This window comes from Enterococcus sp. 9E7_DIV0242 (assembly GCF_002140975.2).
Taxonomy (GTDB): Bacteria; Bacillota; Bacilli; order Lactobacillales; family Enterococcaceae; genus Enterococcus_L; species Enterococcus_L clewellii.
The window spans coordinates 4,010,995-4,028,778 of sequence record NZ_CP147247.1 but is presented as its reverse complement, the minus strand read 5'-3'; the positions used below and the strand labels follow the sequence as shown (position 1 = coordinate 4,028,778).

Sequence of the window (17,784 nt, the reverse complement as noted above, 5' to 3'; positions counted from 1 at the left end):
CTCTCCCAGTAATAAAAAAAGACGACAGATCTCTCATAAATGAGTATAGACCTGTAGCCTTATAGCAACTTTCAGTAAACCTTAGTTTAACCTTAATTTTCTTCTGCTTTTTTGGGTAGGTGAATAAGAATTGTTGTTCCTTCATCACTCGTGCTTCGAATCGCTATTTTCCCATTATGCAATTCAATGACTTGCTTCGCTATCGCGAGCCCTAAACCTGAGCCCTCTGGTTTCTCATCGTTATGATTTCCTCGATAATAGCGATCAAATACTTTTTTCATTTCTTCATCAGAAATCCCTTTTCCGTTATCTTTGATAGAAAGTGTGATTTCGTCAGCTACTTCCAACACAACAATGATTTCTGTTTCAACAGGATTATGAATCAAGGCATTGATGATGATATTTTCAATAGTTCGCTTGATCAACATGGGATCGACTGTTATTTTTACAGGCGCATCTTCACACCGATATTCTATTGACCGATCAGCAAACTTCGGCTGATTCAACAGGTCAATTATTGTTTCTCTGACCTCACTCGATAAATCGATCTGTTGCATATTTAAGGGAACAGCTCCACTTTCCATCTGATAAACCAATTTCAAATCATTGATCAGCCGCTCTGTAGAGAGAACGTTGTTCACTATGTTCTCCCCATATCGTACGATGTCCTCTTCAGAATTCGTTGAAAATCCATCCGTTAATAACTCTGCATAACCTTTTATTGGAGACAACGGCGTCTTTAAATCATGGGTGATATTGGCGATCCATTCTTGTTTCATTGCATCTGCTTTTTCCCGAAATGCATCACTTTTTTGTATTTCAATATCCAATTGATTTAGACTGCTATAGGCATCAGAAAAAACGCCTGTCTCCTTTATCGATGAATAGCTTCTCGTAGCAATTTCTCTTGACGATACAACGATCTTTGACAAGTGCTTCGTCAGCCATACTCCATAAATCAAGCCAGCTATCAAAACAAAAATAACCACACCTATAAGCAACGCAAAGATGCTTGAACGCATACCTCCGTAGGAATCGCTGTTAAAATACATTGTTCTTTTTGATAGGTTCACTGGAAACCCGATAATATAGGTCAGATCATCCCCGTCAACTGTCATTGGCATGATAAATGCCGTATGCTCCGCTACGCGATTGGTTTTCTGCACTGTAAGCAACTCGCTGAACGAGTAACTATCCATTGCATCTGTTGGTTTATCGTATTGAATAATTTGATTCCCTTCGCTATCTAGAAGCTGTATCCAAAGCTGATTCCTTCTCAAAGAAGCTCGTCCTTGCTCACTAATTACCGGAATTCCCTTTTCAACTGTAATATTATCAATAAAACTTTCTGTATACTGCTGCGGCCAGTTACTAGTAGAGGATTGTCCATCGGGACGAACAATCGTTGTAAGATGTGTTACATACCAAGCAATTGAAAGAGTTGCCGCAATCAGAAGAATGATGGAGATGGTATAGATAAAAATGACACTTTTAAATCCCGATATTTTATGCATAAGATTTTACCAATTTATAGCCTAGTCCTTTTACCGTTACAATAATTTTAGGCGCAGAGGGATCATCTTCCAGCTTTTCACGCAGATGTCGGATATGAACCATCAGAGTGTTCTCGCTTCCAAAGCTATTTTCTCCCCATACCTGTTCATACAATCGGTCCTTACTGATAATTTTATCGGGGTTTTGCGCAAAATAAGTAAGCAGTCCATATTCTCGAGCCGTGAGAACAATTTCTTTTTCGTTCTTGTACACTCGTTGACTCTCTATATTTATATGAATGTTGCCGATCTTGATTGTTTCTTTAGCTTGGTGATCTTGTTCCTCATATCTCTTCCTTCTCAGCTGTGCTTTTAATCGAAAAACCACTTCTTTAGGACTGAATGGTTTCGTTACATAATCATCTCCGCCAATGCTAAGACCTAATATTTTATCGATGTCATCATCCTTTGAAGATAGAAATAGAATGCTGCAATAAGAAAATTCCCGTATTCGCCTACAGGTCTCTATTCCATCGATTCCAGGCAGCATAACGTCCAAGACAATCAGGTCAGGTTGTTCTGTTCGGCAGAGCTCAATAGCCGCTTCCCCTGTTGAGGTTTTCAAAACATGCTGAAAGCCTTCCTTTTTTAACACTTCTTCCAACAAATCAAGGATAGCTTGCTCATCATCAACAAGCAGTACCTTCTTCTTCTTTAGCTCCACCTTCTCATCTCCTTTGATTGTCCATCTTCAGAAAATATAGTACATCCCATCTTTTATACACTTTCATTCCGTCTATCGTTTCATTTTGTATAGGAAAGAGCGGCTGAAACAACATACTGTTCCAGCCACTTTTATGCTTACTTTGTTGTCCGGTCTCAGTGTCTCTCTTTTTCAAACAACGCCACCATCTTCTGTTGCGGCTTGGGAAAGACCAATTCAGAAAAACGTTCAGCGGGCACCCAGTCTTGCTTCTCCTTTAGTATCAGCTCTCCAGTATTTCTTCCGTAAAAAACCAGAATATGCCATTTCAAATGACTGAAAATGTGAGTAACCTCGCCTAAATTTCGTTTTTGCCAAACAACATGATCATACCCTTCTAGTGGTGTTACATGTTCTTCTGCTACCATCAATTCTTGTTCCTGATCCAATGCCAGTGATAGCTGCTGCTCTTCCTCTGACCATTCTGTTTTCAACTGTTCGAATAATGCCTGACTGACTTCTTGGATCGGAAACAGCCACATGTTCGCAAGAAGTCCTGTTGCACTCCGCTGTTCCAGCAAAAATTCCTGCTGATTATTCTCGATGATCGTTCCAACATAATAGACATCCTTTGGTTTCAGCTTCTTCGTTTTTACAGGATAATTGACCATCGTCCCTTGCGCATAGCTATCGCAATAAGCACTGATTGGACATTCTTCACACTTCGGCGATGTCGGTGTACAGATGGACGAGCCAAGATCCATCATTGCCTGATTGAAATCTCCCGGACGCTTCTCATCAATGATTTTTCGCATGGCTTCATCAAATACTTTTCGACTAGATGCCTTAGCAATATCTGCATCGATCTCAAACAAACGACTGACAACACGCATCACATTGCCATCGATAGCCGGCTCAGGCAACTCAAAAGCGATACTGCCGATTGCACCAGCAGTATATGGTCCGATGCCTTTCAATTCTCTGATTTCATCAATTGTTTGAGGCATTTGTCCATCAAAGTCGGCCATGATCTGTTGGGCAGCTGCTTTCAAATTTCTCGCCCTGGAGTAATAACCTAATCCCTCCCAAGCCTTTAGCAAGCGCTCATCAGGTGCCTCTGCTAAATCTTTGATTGTCGGAAACCAGTCCATAAACCGATAATAGTAATCAATAACTGTATCTACTCGTGTCTGTTGGAGCATGATTTCTGATATCCAGATCCGATAAGGGTCCAGGTTGACTCGCCATGGAAGGTTACGTTTTTCTTTTTCATACCATGCAATAAATGCTAATTGGAATTCCTCTGTTTTTTCAGGCGTCCATGCTGCCCAGCTATTCTTCGTCATCTTCTAATTCCTTTTCACTGATAAATTGTGAAATCAACTCATAATCAAATCCCTTTTGGTATAGAGACTGTCTGATTTTTAAGCTTCGCTTTCCAGATTCTAAATTACGGTGTCTTGCCCACAGTCGATCGCCTTGTTTTTTTAACTGCTCAAGCTCCTGATCCTCATCCTTTTCAAACTCTTGATCAGCCATCGCCTGCTCCGCAATATCCTTTGAAAAGCCACGTTGAATCAAGTACATTTTCGTTTTCTGAATTGCATCTTTAAAGCTTTTCTCTCGGTAACGCCGCATTCCTTTTTCAGCGGCTTTCGAAGCTGTGATCAGCTGTTCTTCCGGTGTATAAAGTGACAAGCCTTGTTGTACAGCCTCTTCTTCAATTCCCTTTAGTTTCAGCTGTTGGGCAATTTGTGAAGGCCCCTTGTCCGAAGTCTTCATCACCGTACGTACATAGCTTTCGCTGTATATGTAGTCATCCAGTAACGCCAACTCTTGAAGCTGTGCAATAATTTTCTCTCTATCTTGGTGGGCAACTTCCTTTTCTCTAAGGTAGTCGCGAATTTCTTTTTTGGTGCGCAACTGGTAGCTCAAATAATGCAGAGCCAGCTGTAAGCCAACGTCATAGGAACCGGCTTTTTTGATTTCCGCAATCAACTGCTCTGACATTTCCTGTCCTTTTAACAGTCGATGCTTGACCAGTATATCCTCCGATACACGCAATTTTTCACCGGAAGACAGCCAGATAAGATAGAACTGCATTTTTTCTCTAGTTATTTTTACAATCGTTTCCATCTTTTTCCGCCTTTCTTAATCAGAACATACATTCTACTATATCACATCTATTATGAGGGAGCCAAACCGAAAAATCTATGCTAAAATGAAGAACATCAGGATATTGGGAATTATAAGCTATCTATTGCAACTTTTCTTAGAAGCTTAATGAACAGTGTTCCAACAGGAGTTCAATGCTTAATTATACAAGACTCTTTATAACATACGAAAAATCACAAGCTTTCAACAAAAAAAATTTCTTTTAAGAGGACGGTCTTATGAATAATCAACAAGTAAAAATTGGACAGGTCATTCCATTAAAAATAAAACGTTTGGGTATCAACGGCGAAGGGTTAGGCTATTACAAGCGCACGATCGTCTTTGTTCCAAATGCACTACCTAATGAACAGGTATCTATCCAAGTAACCAAAGTAAACCCTAAATTCATAGAGGGACAGCTTCTTAAAATCACCAAGCCGTCTCCTGACAGGATCACACCTCCATGCCCGGTTTATGAAACATGCGGCGGCTGTCAACTGCAGCATTTAAATTATCCGGCACAGCTAGTCTATAAAAAGGATCTGCTGAAGCAGGCGCTGACAAAATTTAAACCGGAAAATTATCAAAATTATGAGCTTAGAAAAACAATCGGAATGGACGATCCTTGGCATTATCGAAACAAAGCGCAATTCCAATTACGGCAAAATGAAGATAAAATCGAAGCCGGGCTTTATCAACCGGAATCGCATCATCTTGTTCCTATTGATGATTGTCTCGTTCAAAATGTCGTAGTGACTAAGGTCATGAACAAGTTGGTTGAGCTTTTAAATAAGTATCAGCTGCCAATTTATGATGAACGAAAAAACAGTGGGATTTTCCGAACACTGATGGTTCGAATCGGTGTGCAGACCGGTGAGGTACAGGTCGTATTTATTACCCAGTCACAAAAATTTCCGCAAAAACAAGCGATCCTCCGTGAGATGGAAGAACAGCTGCCGGAAGTGGTTTCTGTTATGCAAAATATTCAGAATAAGAAAACCTCTTTAGTTATGGGCGACCAAACCATCCACCTTACAGGGAAGGAAAGCATCGAAGAAAAAATCAGTGAAATCACCTTCGATTTGTCACCACGAGCGTTTTTCCAGCTGAACCCTGAACAGACCGAACGGTTGTATGAAGAGGCTCGTAAAGCACTGAATCTAAAAACCAATGAATCAGTGGTTGATGCGTATTGTGGGGTTGGAACGATCGGCCTTAGTCTGGCAAAACAAGCAAGGGAAGTTCGAGGAATGGATACAATCCCTGCAGCAATCGATGATGCACGCCACAACGCAGAAACTCTAGGAGTAACGAATACGCGTTATGAGGTAGGCACTGCCGAAGAGCTGCTACCAAAATGGCTGAACGAAGGCTTCCGACCAGATGGAATCATCGTTGATCCACCACGAACTGGCTTAGACAATAAGCTGCTGCAAGCTATTCTCAGACAACCACCGAAAAAAATGGTTTATATTTCTTGCAATGTTTCTACCTTAGCCAGAGATTTAGTTCAGCTGGCAAAAGTATTCAAAATAAACTATCTACAATCAGTCGATATGTTTCCACAAACAGCTCGTTGTGAGGTTGTTGTAAAGTTGACCAGAAAATAAAAGGGGTCTATGAAAGGAGTTGAGGGTATTGGCTTTGGGTGCATTATTTTTTATGCTTTTCATGATTGCCTTCCTAGTCATTCTTGGAGGTGTTCTAATCGTTGGTCTGACTGGGATCATCACATTCGTTTTAAGTTTGTTTTCGATTGGTGCTCTCGCCACAGTGAAAAGGAAAAAGAAATTTGGGAATGGCTGGTATGCCCTCCCGCTAATTCCTTTGATAATCAGCATTATCATGGTCATTCCGTTAATAGGTTTTCTGATTTTTTACTTTTTAATTTTCTAAAAAAACAAAATGAAATAGAATCAAAAACGAGCAGTCTGATACACTTCAGCTGCTCGTTTATTGTATTCATATCCTCCATCAAACTCCGTTATCCGACTTCCTCTATTTCTTAAATAATCCGGATTAATAATCTTTCTCCGCCCATGCTGTCCGCAGATTCAAATAGCTAAAAAAGGCACCATTTTGCTGTTCAATTGTAGAATGGACGAGCTCCTTTTTTATCGGATGGGATACATAGACCAGATAATTGTTCTCTGTCAGCCAGCGTTCGATCTGCTCATACTCTATCTGCCTTTGTTCATAATTCGGATCGAATTTCATTTTTTCAGCTTTCTTGTCTAGCTCTTCAAGAATCTCTGCAGAAAAGAATCGTTGGCACAATAGATTCGGGTTACAGCAAAAATCCAGAAAAGCCAATTCTTTATCCGTCGCTGGAATATCCCCCATCATCATCATATCCGTTTGCTTTTCAAACTCTTTTGTATAAAAAGAATCGACAATAGCAAGCTCCTTGATTTCAATATTCAAGCCAAATTCTGACGCTCTGTTTTTTACCCATTGCGCCTTCTTTCTAGCTTCAAGATAATTGAAGGACCCCAAAACAATCGATTCCCCTTGATAATCAGCTTTTTTTAGCAGCCTACGAATTTTTTCCGGCATTCGCGGCTCTATGCAGGATTTTTCAGGATAGTATCTCGACGCTACTTTGCCCATCTCCAGCTCTTCTGTCATCAATACTGGGTCCAGCAAATGATAAATTGCTTCACGAAAGTCAGGGTGCTGGACAATATTCTGACGTCGAAAATTGAAAATCAAAAATTCCACACCTGTATTCTTTTTATATTTCTCAACATAACTATCCTCCTTGGAAAAAGCTCTTTCCGTAGAAACTGTCACAGGCAATTCCTGACTTTCAATCACCCAAAACTCGATCCGATCCATTAATGGTCGCTTTCCATAGTACTCTTCGAAAACTTCCAAAATAACCTTTTGATCTGAAAATTCTTTGATTCGAAATGGCCCTGTTGACACCCATTTCTGCTCTTCAAAAGGTAGGTCATGAGGTAGAATCGTCAAGTTACCTGTTGATACATAATGACCGAAGAACGGTTCCCCTTTTCTCAGCTCAACAGCCACCGTATAAGTATCGATGCAACGAACAGCTACAATATTCTGCAGCTGCCAAGAAACAACCGAGCCTGCCATTTTTGCCCGCATCAGGGTATGACGAACATCCTCACTGGTCATCGTTCGACCGTGATGGAAACGAACCCCTTTTCTCAAAAAGAAGGTCCAACAGCAATAATCCTCGGAAACTCGCCAATGATGAGCTAAACCAGCTTTCAACCGATGAGTTGCTGCATCATGAACAAGAAGTGTGTCACCCAGTTGATGAATCAGAAAGGCCTCTCTGGAAACTGCCGTCTGTAATGGGTCCAAAGAAGTGATCGGTCTTCGTAAAATATACCGCAAAATCTCCTGATTATCTGGACTTTGCTTAACACCAAACATCCCCTGAATCTCTGTGAATACTTCTTCAAACCATTCTTTCGGAATGTCCAACTGAAGCAATTCGATAACCTCTGTCAAAGAATCCTCCTTCAGCGCCTTCTCCACGACCCGTTGTATTTCCTGCTGAAACGCCTGTTGAAAAATCAGTTCTGAGTAATTGCCTCGCCCTCTTCCCGGAATATACTCAAGCCGCCCCAATTCTTGGTACTGTTTTAAACGTCTTTTGCATTGCTTGACCGTACACCGCCACAGCTCCTCAAGCTCCGTCAATTTGAATACCGCGTGTTGTGCTTCTTCCCTCTTCAATAAATAAGCTCGCAGCTGATAATAAGAAAAGTCCATTCTCTTCCCTCCAAATAAAAGGGGACATGATTCCCGTTTTTAATCCCTTTTTAATTTTCAAAACCTCTTTTATAATCATATCAAACCTTTTATTAAGTGCAATACCTAATCTGCTAAGTAATTTTCCAAAGCTATGGCTACACATAATACAAAAGGAACACAGGTATCTAAAGAAAGGAAGTGATGAAATGTTTAAAAGCTTACATCCGAATATTCGGGCCCGGATCATCATTCAATTTCTCAGTAAAGTGGTTGGCTCCATGATTTTTCCATTCATGGCTGTTTATTTCACGAAGGAATTGAACAGTGGAGTTGCCGGAATCTTAGTAACAATCAATGTAGTCATTCAATTTATTGCCGGTATTTACGGTGGGCACCTGACCGATATCTTTGGTCGGCGACAGCTCATGATTGCCGGAGAAGCATTGAAGTCAGCTGCTTATCTAGGTATGCTGCTGGCAAATTCGCCTATCTTCCACTCTGTCTGGTTGACATTCCTAATGATGTTGATCGTGAGTATTGCCCAAGGTATGATCAATCCGGCAGCTGATGCTATGCTGATCGACGTCAGTACTGTAGAAAATCGTGCATTTATGTATTCTATCAGCTATTGGGCCAATAATTTATCGATATTGATTGGAGTCATGGTCGGCGGTTGGTTTTTCCAATCTCACCTTTTCTTGTTACTGATTGCCTTGTTTATACTTTCGCTGCTGACAACGGGACTAACGGTACATCTCCTTTCAGAAACACTGGTAAAACAGGAGAGTACAGGTAAGAATGTAGGTATTGCTGCTGTTTTTAGGAGCTACCAAAAGGTGATGAAAGATCGGCGCTTCCTACTATTCACCTTGGCCGGAATTGCGATCATGACTGTAGAGTTTCAACGGAATAATTTCGTCTCTGTGCGTTTAGCAGAGGAACTGAAGCATTTGACTATCAGCTTAGGAAATATTGGTACACTCACTCTTGATGGTGTTCGAATACTCAGTCTGCTGACAGCAGTCAACACAGTTATTATCGTTCTTTTTACCGGAGCAATTGCGAAATGGGTCACAGGGCGCCCTCAAAAGAAAATCATGTTTACAGGTTTCCTGTTATTTAGTCTAGGCTATGCTGTAACAGCCTTTTCAAATCAGCTGCTTATTCTCTTTGCCGCAACAGTGGTCTTTTCTTTCGGTGAGCTTTTGTATGTTCCGACACGACAGACAATTCTTGCAGAGATTATTGATGAATCCAGCCGCGGCTCCTATGTCGCCTTCAATGGCATCATTTTTCAGTTGGGAAAAATTCTGGCTTCCCTGTCAATGATGATTTCTCCACTCATAGGAAAATACGGAATGGCGACGTTACTGTTGCTTTTAGGTCTGCTTGCTATCGTATTGACCAACAGCTCTCTCTTGAGCAAACAACATGTGACAGCCAATAAACAAGCAACCGAATCCTAAATAATACTCTTTAGAAAAAATGACCATCCATCAAAAGCTCCCCATTTTGAACGGGCTTTTGATGGATGGTTTTCAAAAATTATTACAAAAGGAAATTCAAGCACTAAATCTAACTAGTCTGTTACTACTTCCAGATATTTCGCTGGAATCGGATCACTTAACCAAATGCCTTCCAGCTCTTGATAAAAGCAAACGCCCTCATTGACTGCACTACGAGTATCGACTTTAAGTATCACTGGTGAATCATCTCTTCTTTTCCCTACAGTGACAGCTGTTTCTTGCTCCTGTGATAAATGAACATACTGTCTGCCCTTTGGGATCAAGCCCTTCGTTAAAATGCTGTCTAAAAATTTATGTGGCGTTCCATGATACAGATACTCCGGGGGGACCGCTACTTCTTTTTCTATTTTCTTTTTGATGCTATGTCCATAGACAGCTCGAATTTTTTGGTCCGTGATTTCCCAACGCGTTTTATCACTTCGTTCCAGTAGAGAATGTAGCTTGTCGACAGTCAGCGCAAGACCTGCCGTCTTATTCATTTTTTCAATAAACTCAGATAGCTCCGTATAGCCTTCACTATCCAGTAACAAGTCAAATTCTTCCGGCTTATGCCTTAGCGCATAGGAAATGGTTTTACTGATTCGTTGTTCTTCTTTTGTAAGCATTTTTTTCTGCCCCCTTTTTACTAAGTATAGCGATAAAACCTAGATTTAGATAGGTCCTCCGCCCGATTTTCCCCTGATTGCTTTATGCTATTATAAAGAAGTAAACGAACGTTAAGGAGGAATCATCTATGAGTTGGTTATGGACATTGATCGTTGGCGCTGTTATTGGTTCGATTGCCGGATCTGTTACGAATAAAGATAAGCCGAGTGGCTGCCTATTTGATATCATTGCAGGTTTGATCGGCTCTTCTGTCGGACAAGCATTGTTCGGAAGCTGGGGACCAAGCCTTGCCGGGATGGCAATCGTTCCATCTATTTTGGGCGCAGCAATTGTTGTTATTGTTGTTTCAGCCTTGTTTGGCAGAAATAATTAATGACTCTGTTACCATTAAAAAAGTACATCCAGAGAAGCCCTTTCACGAAAGCTTTCTGAGTGTACTTTTTTACTTACGAAGAATTTTTTTATTGCTGCTTTAAAAGATTTAATCCATTTTCCATACCTTTCGCTTACTCATCAAGATACGTATTTAACTTAGCAATAAACTGATCTGCATTTTTATCTGAACGTGTCACAATAATTAGGGTATCATATCCTGCGACAGTAGCTACTACTTCAGAAAACCTTCTTTCATCCATATAATTGGCGATTACGTCCGCTCCATTAGGCAGAGTATGAATGATTACGATAAAATTTACTCGTTCGATCGATTGCGTATATTCATTCATAGTTTTCCTTATTTTTTGCTCTAATTCAGAATCATTTTTATCCACAGCCAGTATGGTAAATTTTTTTCTTCCTTCTTTTGTATAGGATTTCACAATATTCAGTTCACGCATATCTCTTGAAATCGTTGCCTGAGTGAAGCTGAACCCTTCATTCTTAAGACAGTCCAGTAATTCTTCCTGTGTCTCTATCTCATTTTCAACAATGATTTTCTTGATAATATCCTGCCGATCACTTTTTTTCATATCACCTTTCACCTGCTTTGTTTTAATGCCTAGGTGGAGGCAGATGTTCTTTCTACCCACCACCTATTCAGATTTTAGTACAAGAACAGTCTGAGATTTTACTCCTATCCCTAACCTATTTCCTAAAGAAACAGCATTGCCGCAATCAAGATCGCCAGGTTACTAAGACCTATGACAATAAGCGGCTTGGCCATGAATTTTGTCCATGTGGAATAATTGATTTTTGACATTTCCAATCCGCCCATAATAACGCCTGAAGTCGGTGTAATCAAGTTAACTAATCCACAGCCGGCGGTAAAGATCATAACCATGACATTTGGATTCAAGCCGATGTTATGAGCTAACGCACCCATGACTGGAATTGATACATAGGCTAAACCTGAGGTAGATGGAATCAAGAAAGATAGGAACAGATATAATGCGTATGCTCCGATAACAAACAGAATCGGCGACAGCCCTTGAAGCAATCCGGCAGATTTATCCAAAATGAATAAGTCTAAATGAGTGACTTGCATGATTACAGAAGCGCCACGTGCCACAACAATAATCAGAACAACGGAGAGAATATCTTTTACCCCATCGATAAAGGTGTCGATAATTTCCTTCTCTGAAAATCCCTGAATCAATGAAACAACTAAACTTACTAAGAAGAACCACATAGCTAAATCACCAAAATACCAATCGCCAAAGCTTTCTCCGGTAAGGAAAGAAGTCCAGCCATCAAAAATCGTGATGCCAAATGATCCCCACGGAATAAGGGAAATAACCATGATGGCAAATGAGAAGGCAAAAACAGACAAAATTGCTTTATGTTTGCCCGTAAACTCTAGGTTCTGAGCACCTGTTTTTTCAAATGATTCCTCCATATCTTTTTGTTCCTGCAGTGAAAGAATCGTTGACCCTTTATCAGCTTTTACTTTTCTTGCATAGCCCATTACACAGAAGATACAATAGGCTGTTGTCACGATCCATAATACAAAGCCTATTGCTAAAATAGTCCCCGTATTTGGCGTAATGCCAACACTTCGAAGGGCATCCATTGCCACCCCTGTTGCAAATGGATTAACTGTCGAACCAATAACCCCAGCTCCGGCGCCCAACATAACTGTTCCTACTGAAACAATCGTATCGAAGCCTGAGGCAACCATTGTTACGGCCAATAGTGAATAAAACGGAATCGTTTCTTCTGCCATTCCGTAGGTTGAACCACCAATTGAAAATAGAATCATTAATATGGGGATCAACACTAGTTCGTTACCTTTCAGCTTTCGCACAATATGCTGTATACCAGCCTCCAAAGCACCCGTCCGATTCACGATATTCAGAAATCCGCCTAGAATCAAAATGAATACACAGATATCGATGGCATCTCTAAAGCCATTAAATGGGGACATTACCAGATCAGAAATCTTTGCCCCAACAACTTGGCTGACTTCTTCGGTTCCTCCGGCTGGTATAGTAGGTGTAAACGACTGACCCGCAAACAGCCAGGAAACGACAGTCAGTAATATAATAATGATGAATAGAATACTAAATGATGAAATGGACTTTTTTTCTTTTTTCTCTTTTTTGGTCGTCATAGTCTTCTATACTATAAACAAGCCCTATAGAAAAACTGTTTCGCTCTTCATGAATCAATCGGAGCTCATTCATAGTTCTCCTTTCTGTATTGATTAATTATATGAATCTTCGGGATTGCTTTGTGTTGACCACTGGTATTCTATTTCCCGATTGCCTATCTTAGCAAATTCATATCATTTATTTTCCTAAAGTAAAATAATCAATATCGATAAATACCAATTCTTTATATTTATACGTTATTTTCTTGTGCTTGATCAGCTCTCTGATCGTATGACCGACTGTTTCTCTGGTCGTACCACTGTATTTTGAAATATCATTAATGAGGATCGGATGGGGGATGATGATTTTATCATCCACCCGTTCCCCTAGATCCTCCATCAAAATAGACAAGGTGTTTTTTACTCGTTGCTTCGCTTTTGATGTCACACAGTATTGAATTCTCCGCATCTGTTTTTTTACGAGTCGATTCAAATCTGTATTGAATACGCGCAAATGATCCAAATCCATTTGAACGATTTTTTCAAAAATTGTGGAAGAGACATAACAGACCTCTATGTCTGTGATGGCAACAGCGGAGAAGTAGTATTTTTCAGATTCAAACATATCAAGTAACGGAAATGGCTGCTTGTCACTAATAAACTCTAAGAAATTATACGACGCTGTATCATCCAATCGTTCAATACGAATCAGACCTTTGCTCAAGAAAAATATCCTGTCTCGCTTATCACCCGTGTCAAAAAGAACCTGTCCTTTTTTATAAGAACGGCAATACATGTTCTCGTTTAGAAGCCCACGATTTTCTTCATCCAAATTCAAGAAATAAGGATGCTCGTTTATTATTGATACTTTAGAAGTTGTAGCATTTTTTTCCATACGAATCACTCCAAAGGCTATTCTTCTCCTAGTTCATTCCTACCCTATCGGTTCAACAAACTATCTCTGTCCCCACACGCTCCTTTCCGATACCTCCCAGCATTTCCAGTGAGGTAATTACTGCTTTACAATCCGGTCTTGCTGTTACATATTGTACGGCTGCTTCAACCTTCGGCAGCATGCTGCCTGGTGCAAAGTGCCCTTCTTTCATGTACTGCTCTGCCTCTGAAACAGTCATTTTATCCAACCATTTCTCATTTTCTTTCCCAAAGTTCAGAGCAATCTTATCTACCCCAGTCAAAATAATGAACAAATCTGCATCTACCAGCTCTGCTAGCTTTTCGGAAGCAAAATCCTTATCGATTACTGCTTCTACGCCACGGGACGATTGTTTTTCAATCGGAATCCCGCCACCACCGGCACAAATTGTGATGATATCATTATTTATCAATGTATTTATGCTATACTGCTCTTGGATAGCTATTGGCTTGGGACTCGGCACGACCTTGCGCCAGCCTCGCCCGGCATCCTCTTTATAAACAGCTCCTGTTTCTTTTTCCAGAGCTTGAGCTTGTTCATGCGTAAGGAATGGACCAATTGGTTTACTTGGATTTTTGAACGCTTCGTCGTCTTTATCAACGATTACCTGTGTAACAATCGTTGCAACTTCTTTTTTCAAGTCGGCGTTTTTCAGTTCTCTTTCCAGAGCATTTTGCAACCAAAAGCCAATGCTCCCTTGGGTCATAGCCACGCAAGTATCTAATGGCATTGCGGGATTCTTTTCTGAATCAGACGCCTGTTGCTGCAACAACAGATTGCCGACTTGTGGTCCGTTCCCGTGTGAAATAATCAACTGAGTTTCTGAATCAATCAACTGAACCAGATGCTTTGCAGTCATTTCCAATGCTTGCTGTTGTGCCTGTGCACTTGCATCATCTGATAGAATCGCATTGCCGCCTAAAGCAACGACTATTTTTTTCTTCTGAGTCAATCTAACTGCTCCTTTCTGCCTCTATGCTTTTGGAATGAAGAGATTGCCCAATGTCGCTGCCATGATCGCTTTGATTGAATGCATCCGATTTTCTGCCTCTTCAAATTGTCTACCATATTTACTGCGGAATACTTCGTCAGTGATTTCCATTTCATCGATGCCAAATTTCTCTTTGATCATTTTTCCATATTCTGTTTTTGTATCATGGAATGCCGGCAGACAATGAAGAACAATCAAGTCACCCTCTGTATTTCCAGTAGCTTTCACCATATCCATATTGATTTGATAGTCTTTCAGTAAATTCACTCGCTCTTCAAACTTATCTTCCTCACCCATCGATACCCAAACATCTGTATATAAAACGTTGGCATCTTTTACGCCTTTAGCAACATCATCTGTAATCATTAACTGACTTCCAGATTCTGAAGCGAACTTATTCGCATAATCAACCACTGATTGCTCCGGATGCAGCTCTTTCGGTGCACAGATACGTACATTTACACCTAGAATTGCGCCAGTAACAAGCAAACTATTTGCCATATTGTTACGACCATCGCCTACATAAACAAGTGTGATATCTTTCAACGTATTGAAATTTTCTTTGATTGTCATAAAATCAGCGATCATTTGTGTTGGATGCCATTCATCCGTTAGACCATTCCAAACGGGAACGCCTGAATATTTCGCTAAGTCTTCGACAACTTCCTGACTGAAGCCGCGGAACTCGATTCCATCAAACATACTACCTAAAACCTTCGCGGTATCTTCAACAGATTCTTTCTTCCCTAATTGAATATCATTAGCACCTAAGAATTCCGGATGTGCGCCTAAATCGATGGATGCTGTAGTAAATGCTGCCCGTGTACGTGTAGATGTTTTTTCAAACAGTAAAGCAATGTTTTTTCCTTCAAGATAACGATGCGGGATATTTCTCTTTTTCAAATCTTTTAAATGAATGGAGAAGTCGATCAGGTATTCCAGCTCTTCTCTTGTAAAATCCTTTTCTGCTAGTAAACTACGTCCTTGAAAAATTGATGTCATTGTTTTTTCCTCCTTGATTTTTAAATATTTTCTCTAACAAACGGCATACTCATACAGCGAGGGCCACCACGTCCGCGAACTAGTTCGCTTCCTGGAATATAATTCAGTTTGACGCCGGCCTCTTCCATCTTCTTATTCGTGATCACATTTCGGTCATACACGATTACTTCACCAGGAGCAATCGTCAAGGTATTTGATCCATCATTCCATTGTTCTCTCGCAGCAGCTGTGATATCATCCCCACCGCAACGAATCAATTGAACCGCTGGTATATTCAAATAGCGACATAGAATGTGTTCCAGAGAATCGACCTCTTCCAAGATTTTGATTTCACCGTTTTCTTTTGAAATAGAGTAAACAGTCAAGTCACTTTCGATCTCAGGATGGATCGTAAATTTGTCGTAATCGACCATTGTAAAGACTGTATCCAAATGCATGAATTTTCTTTCTTCGCCGATATCGAATGCTAAGACATGCTCGAAGCTTAATTCACTGTCAAAGATATTTCTAGCCAGCTTTTCAATCGAAGCCACATCGGTTCTTTGAGAGATACCTACCGCCAAAACTTTATCGGATAAGACTAGTTCGTCGCCACCCTCGATCCGTGTACTATCATCACGGTTATAAAGTAAGTTGATTGGGTTATCTCTGAACATTGGGTGATACTTAAAGATGTATTTTCCATAAAGTGTTTCCCTACGTCGTGTTTCTGAATACATCTTATTCAGTGACACGCTATTTCCGATTGTTGCAAATGGATCTCTGGTAAAGTAAAGATTTGGCATTGGATCAATGAAAAATGGATAATTATCATCTACTAAGTCGGTCAAAGATTTCGCGTTACCATTTAGCACCAAGTCTCTCTTTTTAAGTCCTGCCATTGATTGATCGATCAATTCCCGATTTGAACCAAGTGATAAAAAATATTCCTTTATTTCTTGCTTGATATTGGTGCCACTGATATTGGCTTCATCCAAATACTCTGTTAAAAATTGCTCTTTGATTTCTTGTGAAGTCAATGATTCTGCCGCAAGGTCTTCCAGATACAGAACTTCAACTCCTTTAGAACGAAGCGTATCCGCAAAAATATCATGCTCTTTTCTTGCCTGTTCTAAAAACGGGATATCGTCGAACAGTAATCGTTCCAGATGATCTGGCATCAAATTTTCCAATTCTTTACCAGGTCTGTGAAGCATCACTTGCTTCAATTTTCCAATTTCTGAAAAAACATTAATTGCTTTTTCCATAGGTTATTTCCCCCTCTATTCTTTTGTACAACTCAATGCTACCAAAATGTAGACGCTTTCACATCGTGTTTTTGCCTTTAGAAATGTCGAATTTTTCTCATTATACAAAAACATTGCATATATGCATTCTTTTGAAAAAAATCTCAGTCTAGACTTTTAAAAATTTATATAAATCCATAAAAAGAAAAATAAGAATTTTCTAATGTTTACGTATCAGCATCAAAATTTTATCTATGAGTCAGAAATATAAAAAAGCATAGTAGATAAAGGTCTTTTTTAGAACCCCTTCATCCACTATGCTTTTATTACTGATTATTCCTTCCCATCCTATGTCAAAACAGTATAGCTTTTCTGGCTTTTCTCCAAAACTATACTAGGCTTAGTTCCTCTTTCTTTATGCGCTTCTCTGTGCTGCTGCAGATGCTCCGGACGTTTCAGCCAATCTTGAAAGTCTTTCTTTGTCTGCCACTTAGAAACCAGGACAAATTCACAGCTTTCCTTTGTTTCCGTATACCAACATTCACTGGATATACAGGCTTCTCTTTCCAGCATTGAAGCAACGTCTTTTTTTGTTTTATTCTCAAAACGCTCTTTGCCCTCTTTTTTAACAATAAATGTTACTGATTGAATGATCACAGTATTCATCCTTTCATTATTTTATTCTCAACGATTGATAATGATTATCATTTTCAATTATACTATATTCATTCATTCTTCGTAAGTAAATCCTCAACTATTTCCAGTATAATGGCTTCCAATGAGATAACGTCTTCATTTAGCAGCTTTTTTCTTTAATTTCTTTCTCAAAAAAAGTTTTTGCTCCCAGTAAATTATCTTATGCTAGACAAAACGAACAAACGTTCGTATAA

General features: G+C 39.9%; 17 protein-coding genes. 4 read left to right on the top strand and 13 right to left on the bottom strand.

The genetic code is table 11. The annotated features are described in order from the left end of the window. Positions 1 to 92 precede the first annotated feature (92 nt). The 4 genes from A5888_RS18870 to recX all read right to left on the bottom strand — a co-directional run bounded on the left by A5888_RS18870 (position 93) and on the right by recX (position 4,332). Positions 93 to 1,514: a sensor histidine kinase gene (locus A5888_RS18870; RefSeq protein WP_086348997.1), complete on the bottom strand. Its 1,422-nt coding sequence runs from the start codon at positions 1,512 to 1,514 to the stop codon at positions 93 to 95. Further along, positions 1,507 to 2,217, bottom strand: a complete 711-nt coding sequence (locus A5888_RS18865; protein ID WP_086348996.1) for a response regulator transcription factor — start codon at positions 2,215 to 2,217, stop codon at positions 1,507 to 1,509. Before A5888_RS18865 ends, A5888_RS18870 begins: the two co-directional genes overlap by 8 nt. Before the next feature lie 155 nt (positions 2,218 to 2,372). Then, the gene (gene mutY, locus A5888_RS18860; protein ID WP_086348995.1) at positions 2,373 to 3,542 is read right to left on the bottom strand and encodes an A/G-specific adenine glycosylase; all 1,170 of its coding nucleotides are present in this window, start codon (positions 3,540 to 3,542) and stop codon (positions 2,373 to 2,375) included. Continuing rightward, positions 3,529 to 4,332 (bottom strand): recombination regulator RecX, encoded by an 804-nt coding sequence (recX, locus tag A5888_RS18855; RefSeq protein WP_086348994.1) that lies wholly within the window; start codon positions 4,330 to 4,332, stop codon positions 3,529 to 3,531. The genes mutY and recX overlap by 14 nt, the downstream gene beginning before the upstream one ends. A 257-nt stretch (positions 4,333 to 4,589) precedes the next feature. Between recX and rlmD the strand changes: the two genes are divergently transcribed. Together rlmD and A5888_RS18845 are read left to right on the top strand one after the other, a co-directional pair. Next, on the top strand, positions 4,590 to 5,960 hold the full coding sequence (gene rlmD / locus A5888_RS18850) for a 23S rRNA (uracil(1939)-C(5))-methyltransferase RlmD (RefSeq protein WP_086348993.1): 1,371 nt from the start codon (positions 4,590 to 4,592) through the stop codon (positions 5,958 to 5,960). Between the two features lie 28 nt (positions 5,961 to 5,988). Beyond that, positions 5,989 to 6,246 carry a hypothetical protein gene (locus A5888_RS18845; RefSeq protein ID WP_086348992.1) on the top strand — a complete coding sequence of 86 codons (258 nt, stop codon included), beginning with the start codon at positions 5,989 to 5,991 and terminating at the stop codon, positions 6,244 to 6,246. A gap of 123 nt (positions 6,247 to 6,369) precedes the next feature. Here the strand turns inward: A5888_RS18845 and A5888_RS18840 are convergent, their stop codons facing one another. After that, positions 6,370 to 8,100 (bottom strand): ABC transporter substrate-binding protein, encoded by a 1,731-nt coding sequence (locus A5888_RS18840; RefSeq protein ID WP_086348991.1) that lies wholly within the window; start codon positions 8,098 to 8,100, stop codon positions 6,370 to 6,372. 188 nt (positions 8,101 to 8,288) lie between these two features. On the opposite strand from A5888_RS18840, the gene A5888_RS18835 reads away from it, so the two are divergent. Next, a complete protein-coding gene (locus A5888_RS18835) occupies positions 8,289 to 9,548 on the top strand; it encodes an MDR family MFS transporter (RefSeq protein ID WP_086348990.1) in 1,260 nt (419 codons plus the stop codon). 113 nt (positions 9,549 to 9,661) lie between these two features. Here A5888_RS18835 and A5888_RS18830 read toward each other — a convergent pair whose 3' ends face one another. Then, positions 9,662 to 10,213 (bottom strand): RNA 2'-phosphotransferase, encoded by a 552-nt coding sequence (locus A5888_RS18830; RefSeq protein WP_086348989.1) that lies wholly within the window; start codon positions 10,211 to 10,213, stop codon positions 9,662 to 9,664. A gap of 128 nt (positions 10,214 to 10,341) precedes the next feature. On the opposite strand from A5888_RS18830, the gene A5888_RS18825 reads away from it, so the two are divergent. Then, positions 10,342 to 10,587, top strand: coding sequence for a GlsB/YeaQ/YmgE family stress response membrane protein (locus A5888_RS18825; protein WP_086348988.1), 246 nt, complete (start codon positions 10,342 to 10,344; stop codon positions 10,585 to 10,587). A gap of 133 nt (positions 10,588 to 10,720) precedes the next feature. Here the strand turns inward: A5888_RS18825 and A5888_RS18820 are convergent, their stop codons facing one another. The 7 genes from A5888_RS18820 to A5888_RS18790 form a co-directional block, all read right to left on the bottom strand. Beyond that, the gene (locus A5888_RS18820) at positions 10,721 to 11,182 is read right to left on the bottom strand and encodes an arginine repressor (RefSeq protein ID WP_086348987.1); all 462 of its coding nucleotides are present in this window, start codon (positions 11,180 to 11,182) and stop codon (positions 10,721 to 10,723) included. Positions 11,183 to 11,304: 122 nt separating this feature from the next. Then, positions 11,305 to 12,762, bottom strand: a complete 1,458-nt coding sequence (locus tag A5888_RS18815; RefSeq protein ID WP_086348986.1) for a YfcC family protein — start codon at positions 12,760 to 12,762, stop codon at positions 11,305 to 11,307. A 178-nt stretch (positions 12,763 to 12,940) separates the two neighbouring features. Beyond that, entirely contained in the window at positions 12,941 to 13,636 is a 696-nt protein-coding gene (locus A5888_RS18810; protein WP_086348985.1) for a Crp/Fnr family transcriptional regulator, read from the bottom strand. A 52-nt stretch (positions 13,637 to 13,688) separates the two neighbouring features. After that, positions 13,689 to 14,627 carry a carbamate kinase gene (arcC, locus tag A5888_RS18805; protein ID WP_086348984.1) on the bottom strand — a complete coding sequence of 313 codons (939 nt, stop codon included), beginning with the start codon at positions 14,625 to 14,627 and terminating at the stop codon, positions 13,689 to 13,691. 21 nt (positions 14,628 to 14,648) lie between these two features. Next, positions 14,649 to 15,668, bottom strand: coding sequence for an ornithine carbamoyltransferase (gene argF, locus A5888_RS18800; protein ID WP_086348983.1), 1,020 nt, complete (start codon positions 15,666 to 15,668; stop codon positions 14,649 to 14,651). 20 nt (positions 15,669 to 15,688) lie between these two features. Next, positions 15,689 to 16,915, bottom strand: coding sequence for an arginine deiminase (gene arcA, locus A5888_RS18795; protein WP_086348982.1), 1,227 nt, complete (start codon positions 16,913 to 16,915; stop codon positions 15,689 to 15,691). A 327-nt stretch (positions 16,916 to 17,242) separates the two neighbouring features. Beyond that, positions 17,243 to 17,551, bottom strand: a complete 309-nt coding sequence (locus A5888_RS18790) for an antibiotic biosynthesis monooxygenase family protein (RefSeq protein ID WP_086348981.1) — start codon at positions 17,549 to 17,551, stop codon at positions 17,243 to 17,245. Between the last annotated feature and the right edge of the window lie 233 nt (positions 17,552 to 17,784).

Coding starts and splice junctions, on each gene's coding strand:
- A5888_RS18830 (WP_086348989.1), bottom strand. CDS start 10,213: ATGCTTACAAAAGAAGAACAACGAATCAGTAAAACCATTTCCTATGCG.
- A5888_RS18815 (WP_086348986.1), bottom strand. CDS start 12,762: ATGACGACCAAAAAAGAGAAAAAAGAAAAAAAGTCCATTTCATCATTT.
- mutY (WP_086348995.1), bottom strand. CDS start 3,542: ATGACGAAGAATAGCTGGGCAGCATGGACGCCTGAAAAAACAGAGGAA.
- A5888_RS18835 (WP_086348990.1), top strand. CDS start 8,289: ATGTTTAAAAGCTTACATCCGAATATTCGGGCCCGGATCATCATTCAA.
- recX (WP_086348994.1), bottom strand. CDS start 4,332: ATGGAAACGATTGTAAAAATAACTAGAGAAAAAATGCAGTTCTATCTT.
- A5888_RS18870 (WP_086348997.1), bottom strand. CDS start 1,514: ATGCATAAAATATCGGGATTTAAAAGTGTCATTTTTATCTATACCATC.
- argF (WP_086348983.1), bottom strand. CDS start 15,668: ATGACATCAATTTTTCAAGGACGTAGTTTACTAGCAGAAAAGGATTTT.
- A5888_RS18825 (WP_086348988.1), top strand. CDS start 10,342: ATGAGTTGGTTATGGACATTGATCGTTGGCGCTGTTATTGGTTCGATT.
- arcA (WP_086348982.1), bottom strand. CDS start 16,915: ATGGAAAAAGCAATTAATGTTTTTTCAGAAATTGGAAAATTGAAGCAA.
- A5888_RS18840 (WP_086348991.1), bottom strand. CDS start 8,100: ATGGACTTTTCTTATTATCAGCTGCGAGCTTATTTATTGAAGAGGGAA.
- A5888_RS18820 (WP_086348987.1), bottom strand. CDS start 11,182: ATGAAAAAAAGTGATCGGCAGGATATTATCAAGAAAATCATTGTTGAA.
- A5888_RS18810 (WP_086348985.1), bottom strand. CDS start 13,636: ATGGAAAAAAATGCTACAACTTCTAAAGTATCAATAATAAACGAGCAT.
- rlmD (WP_086348993.1), top strand. CDS start 4,590: ATGAATAATCAACAAGTAAAAATTGGACAGGTCATTCCATTAAAAATA.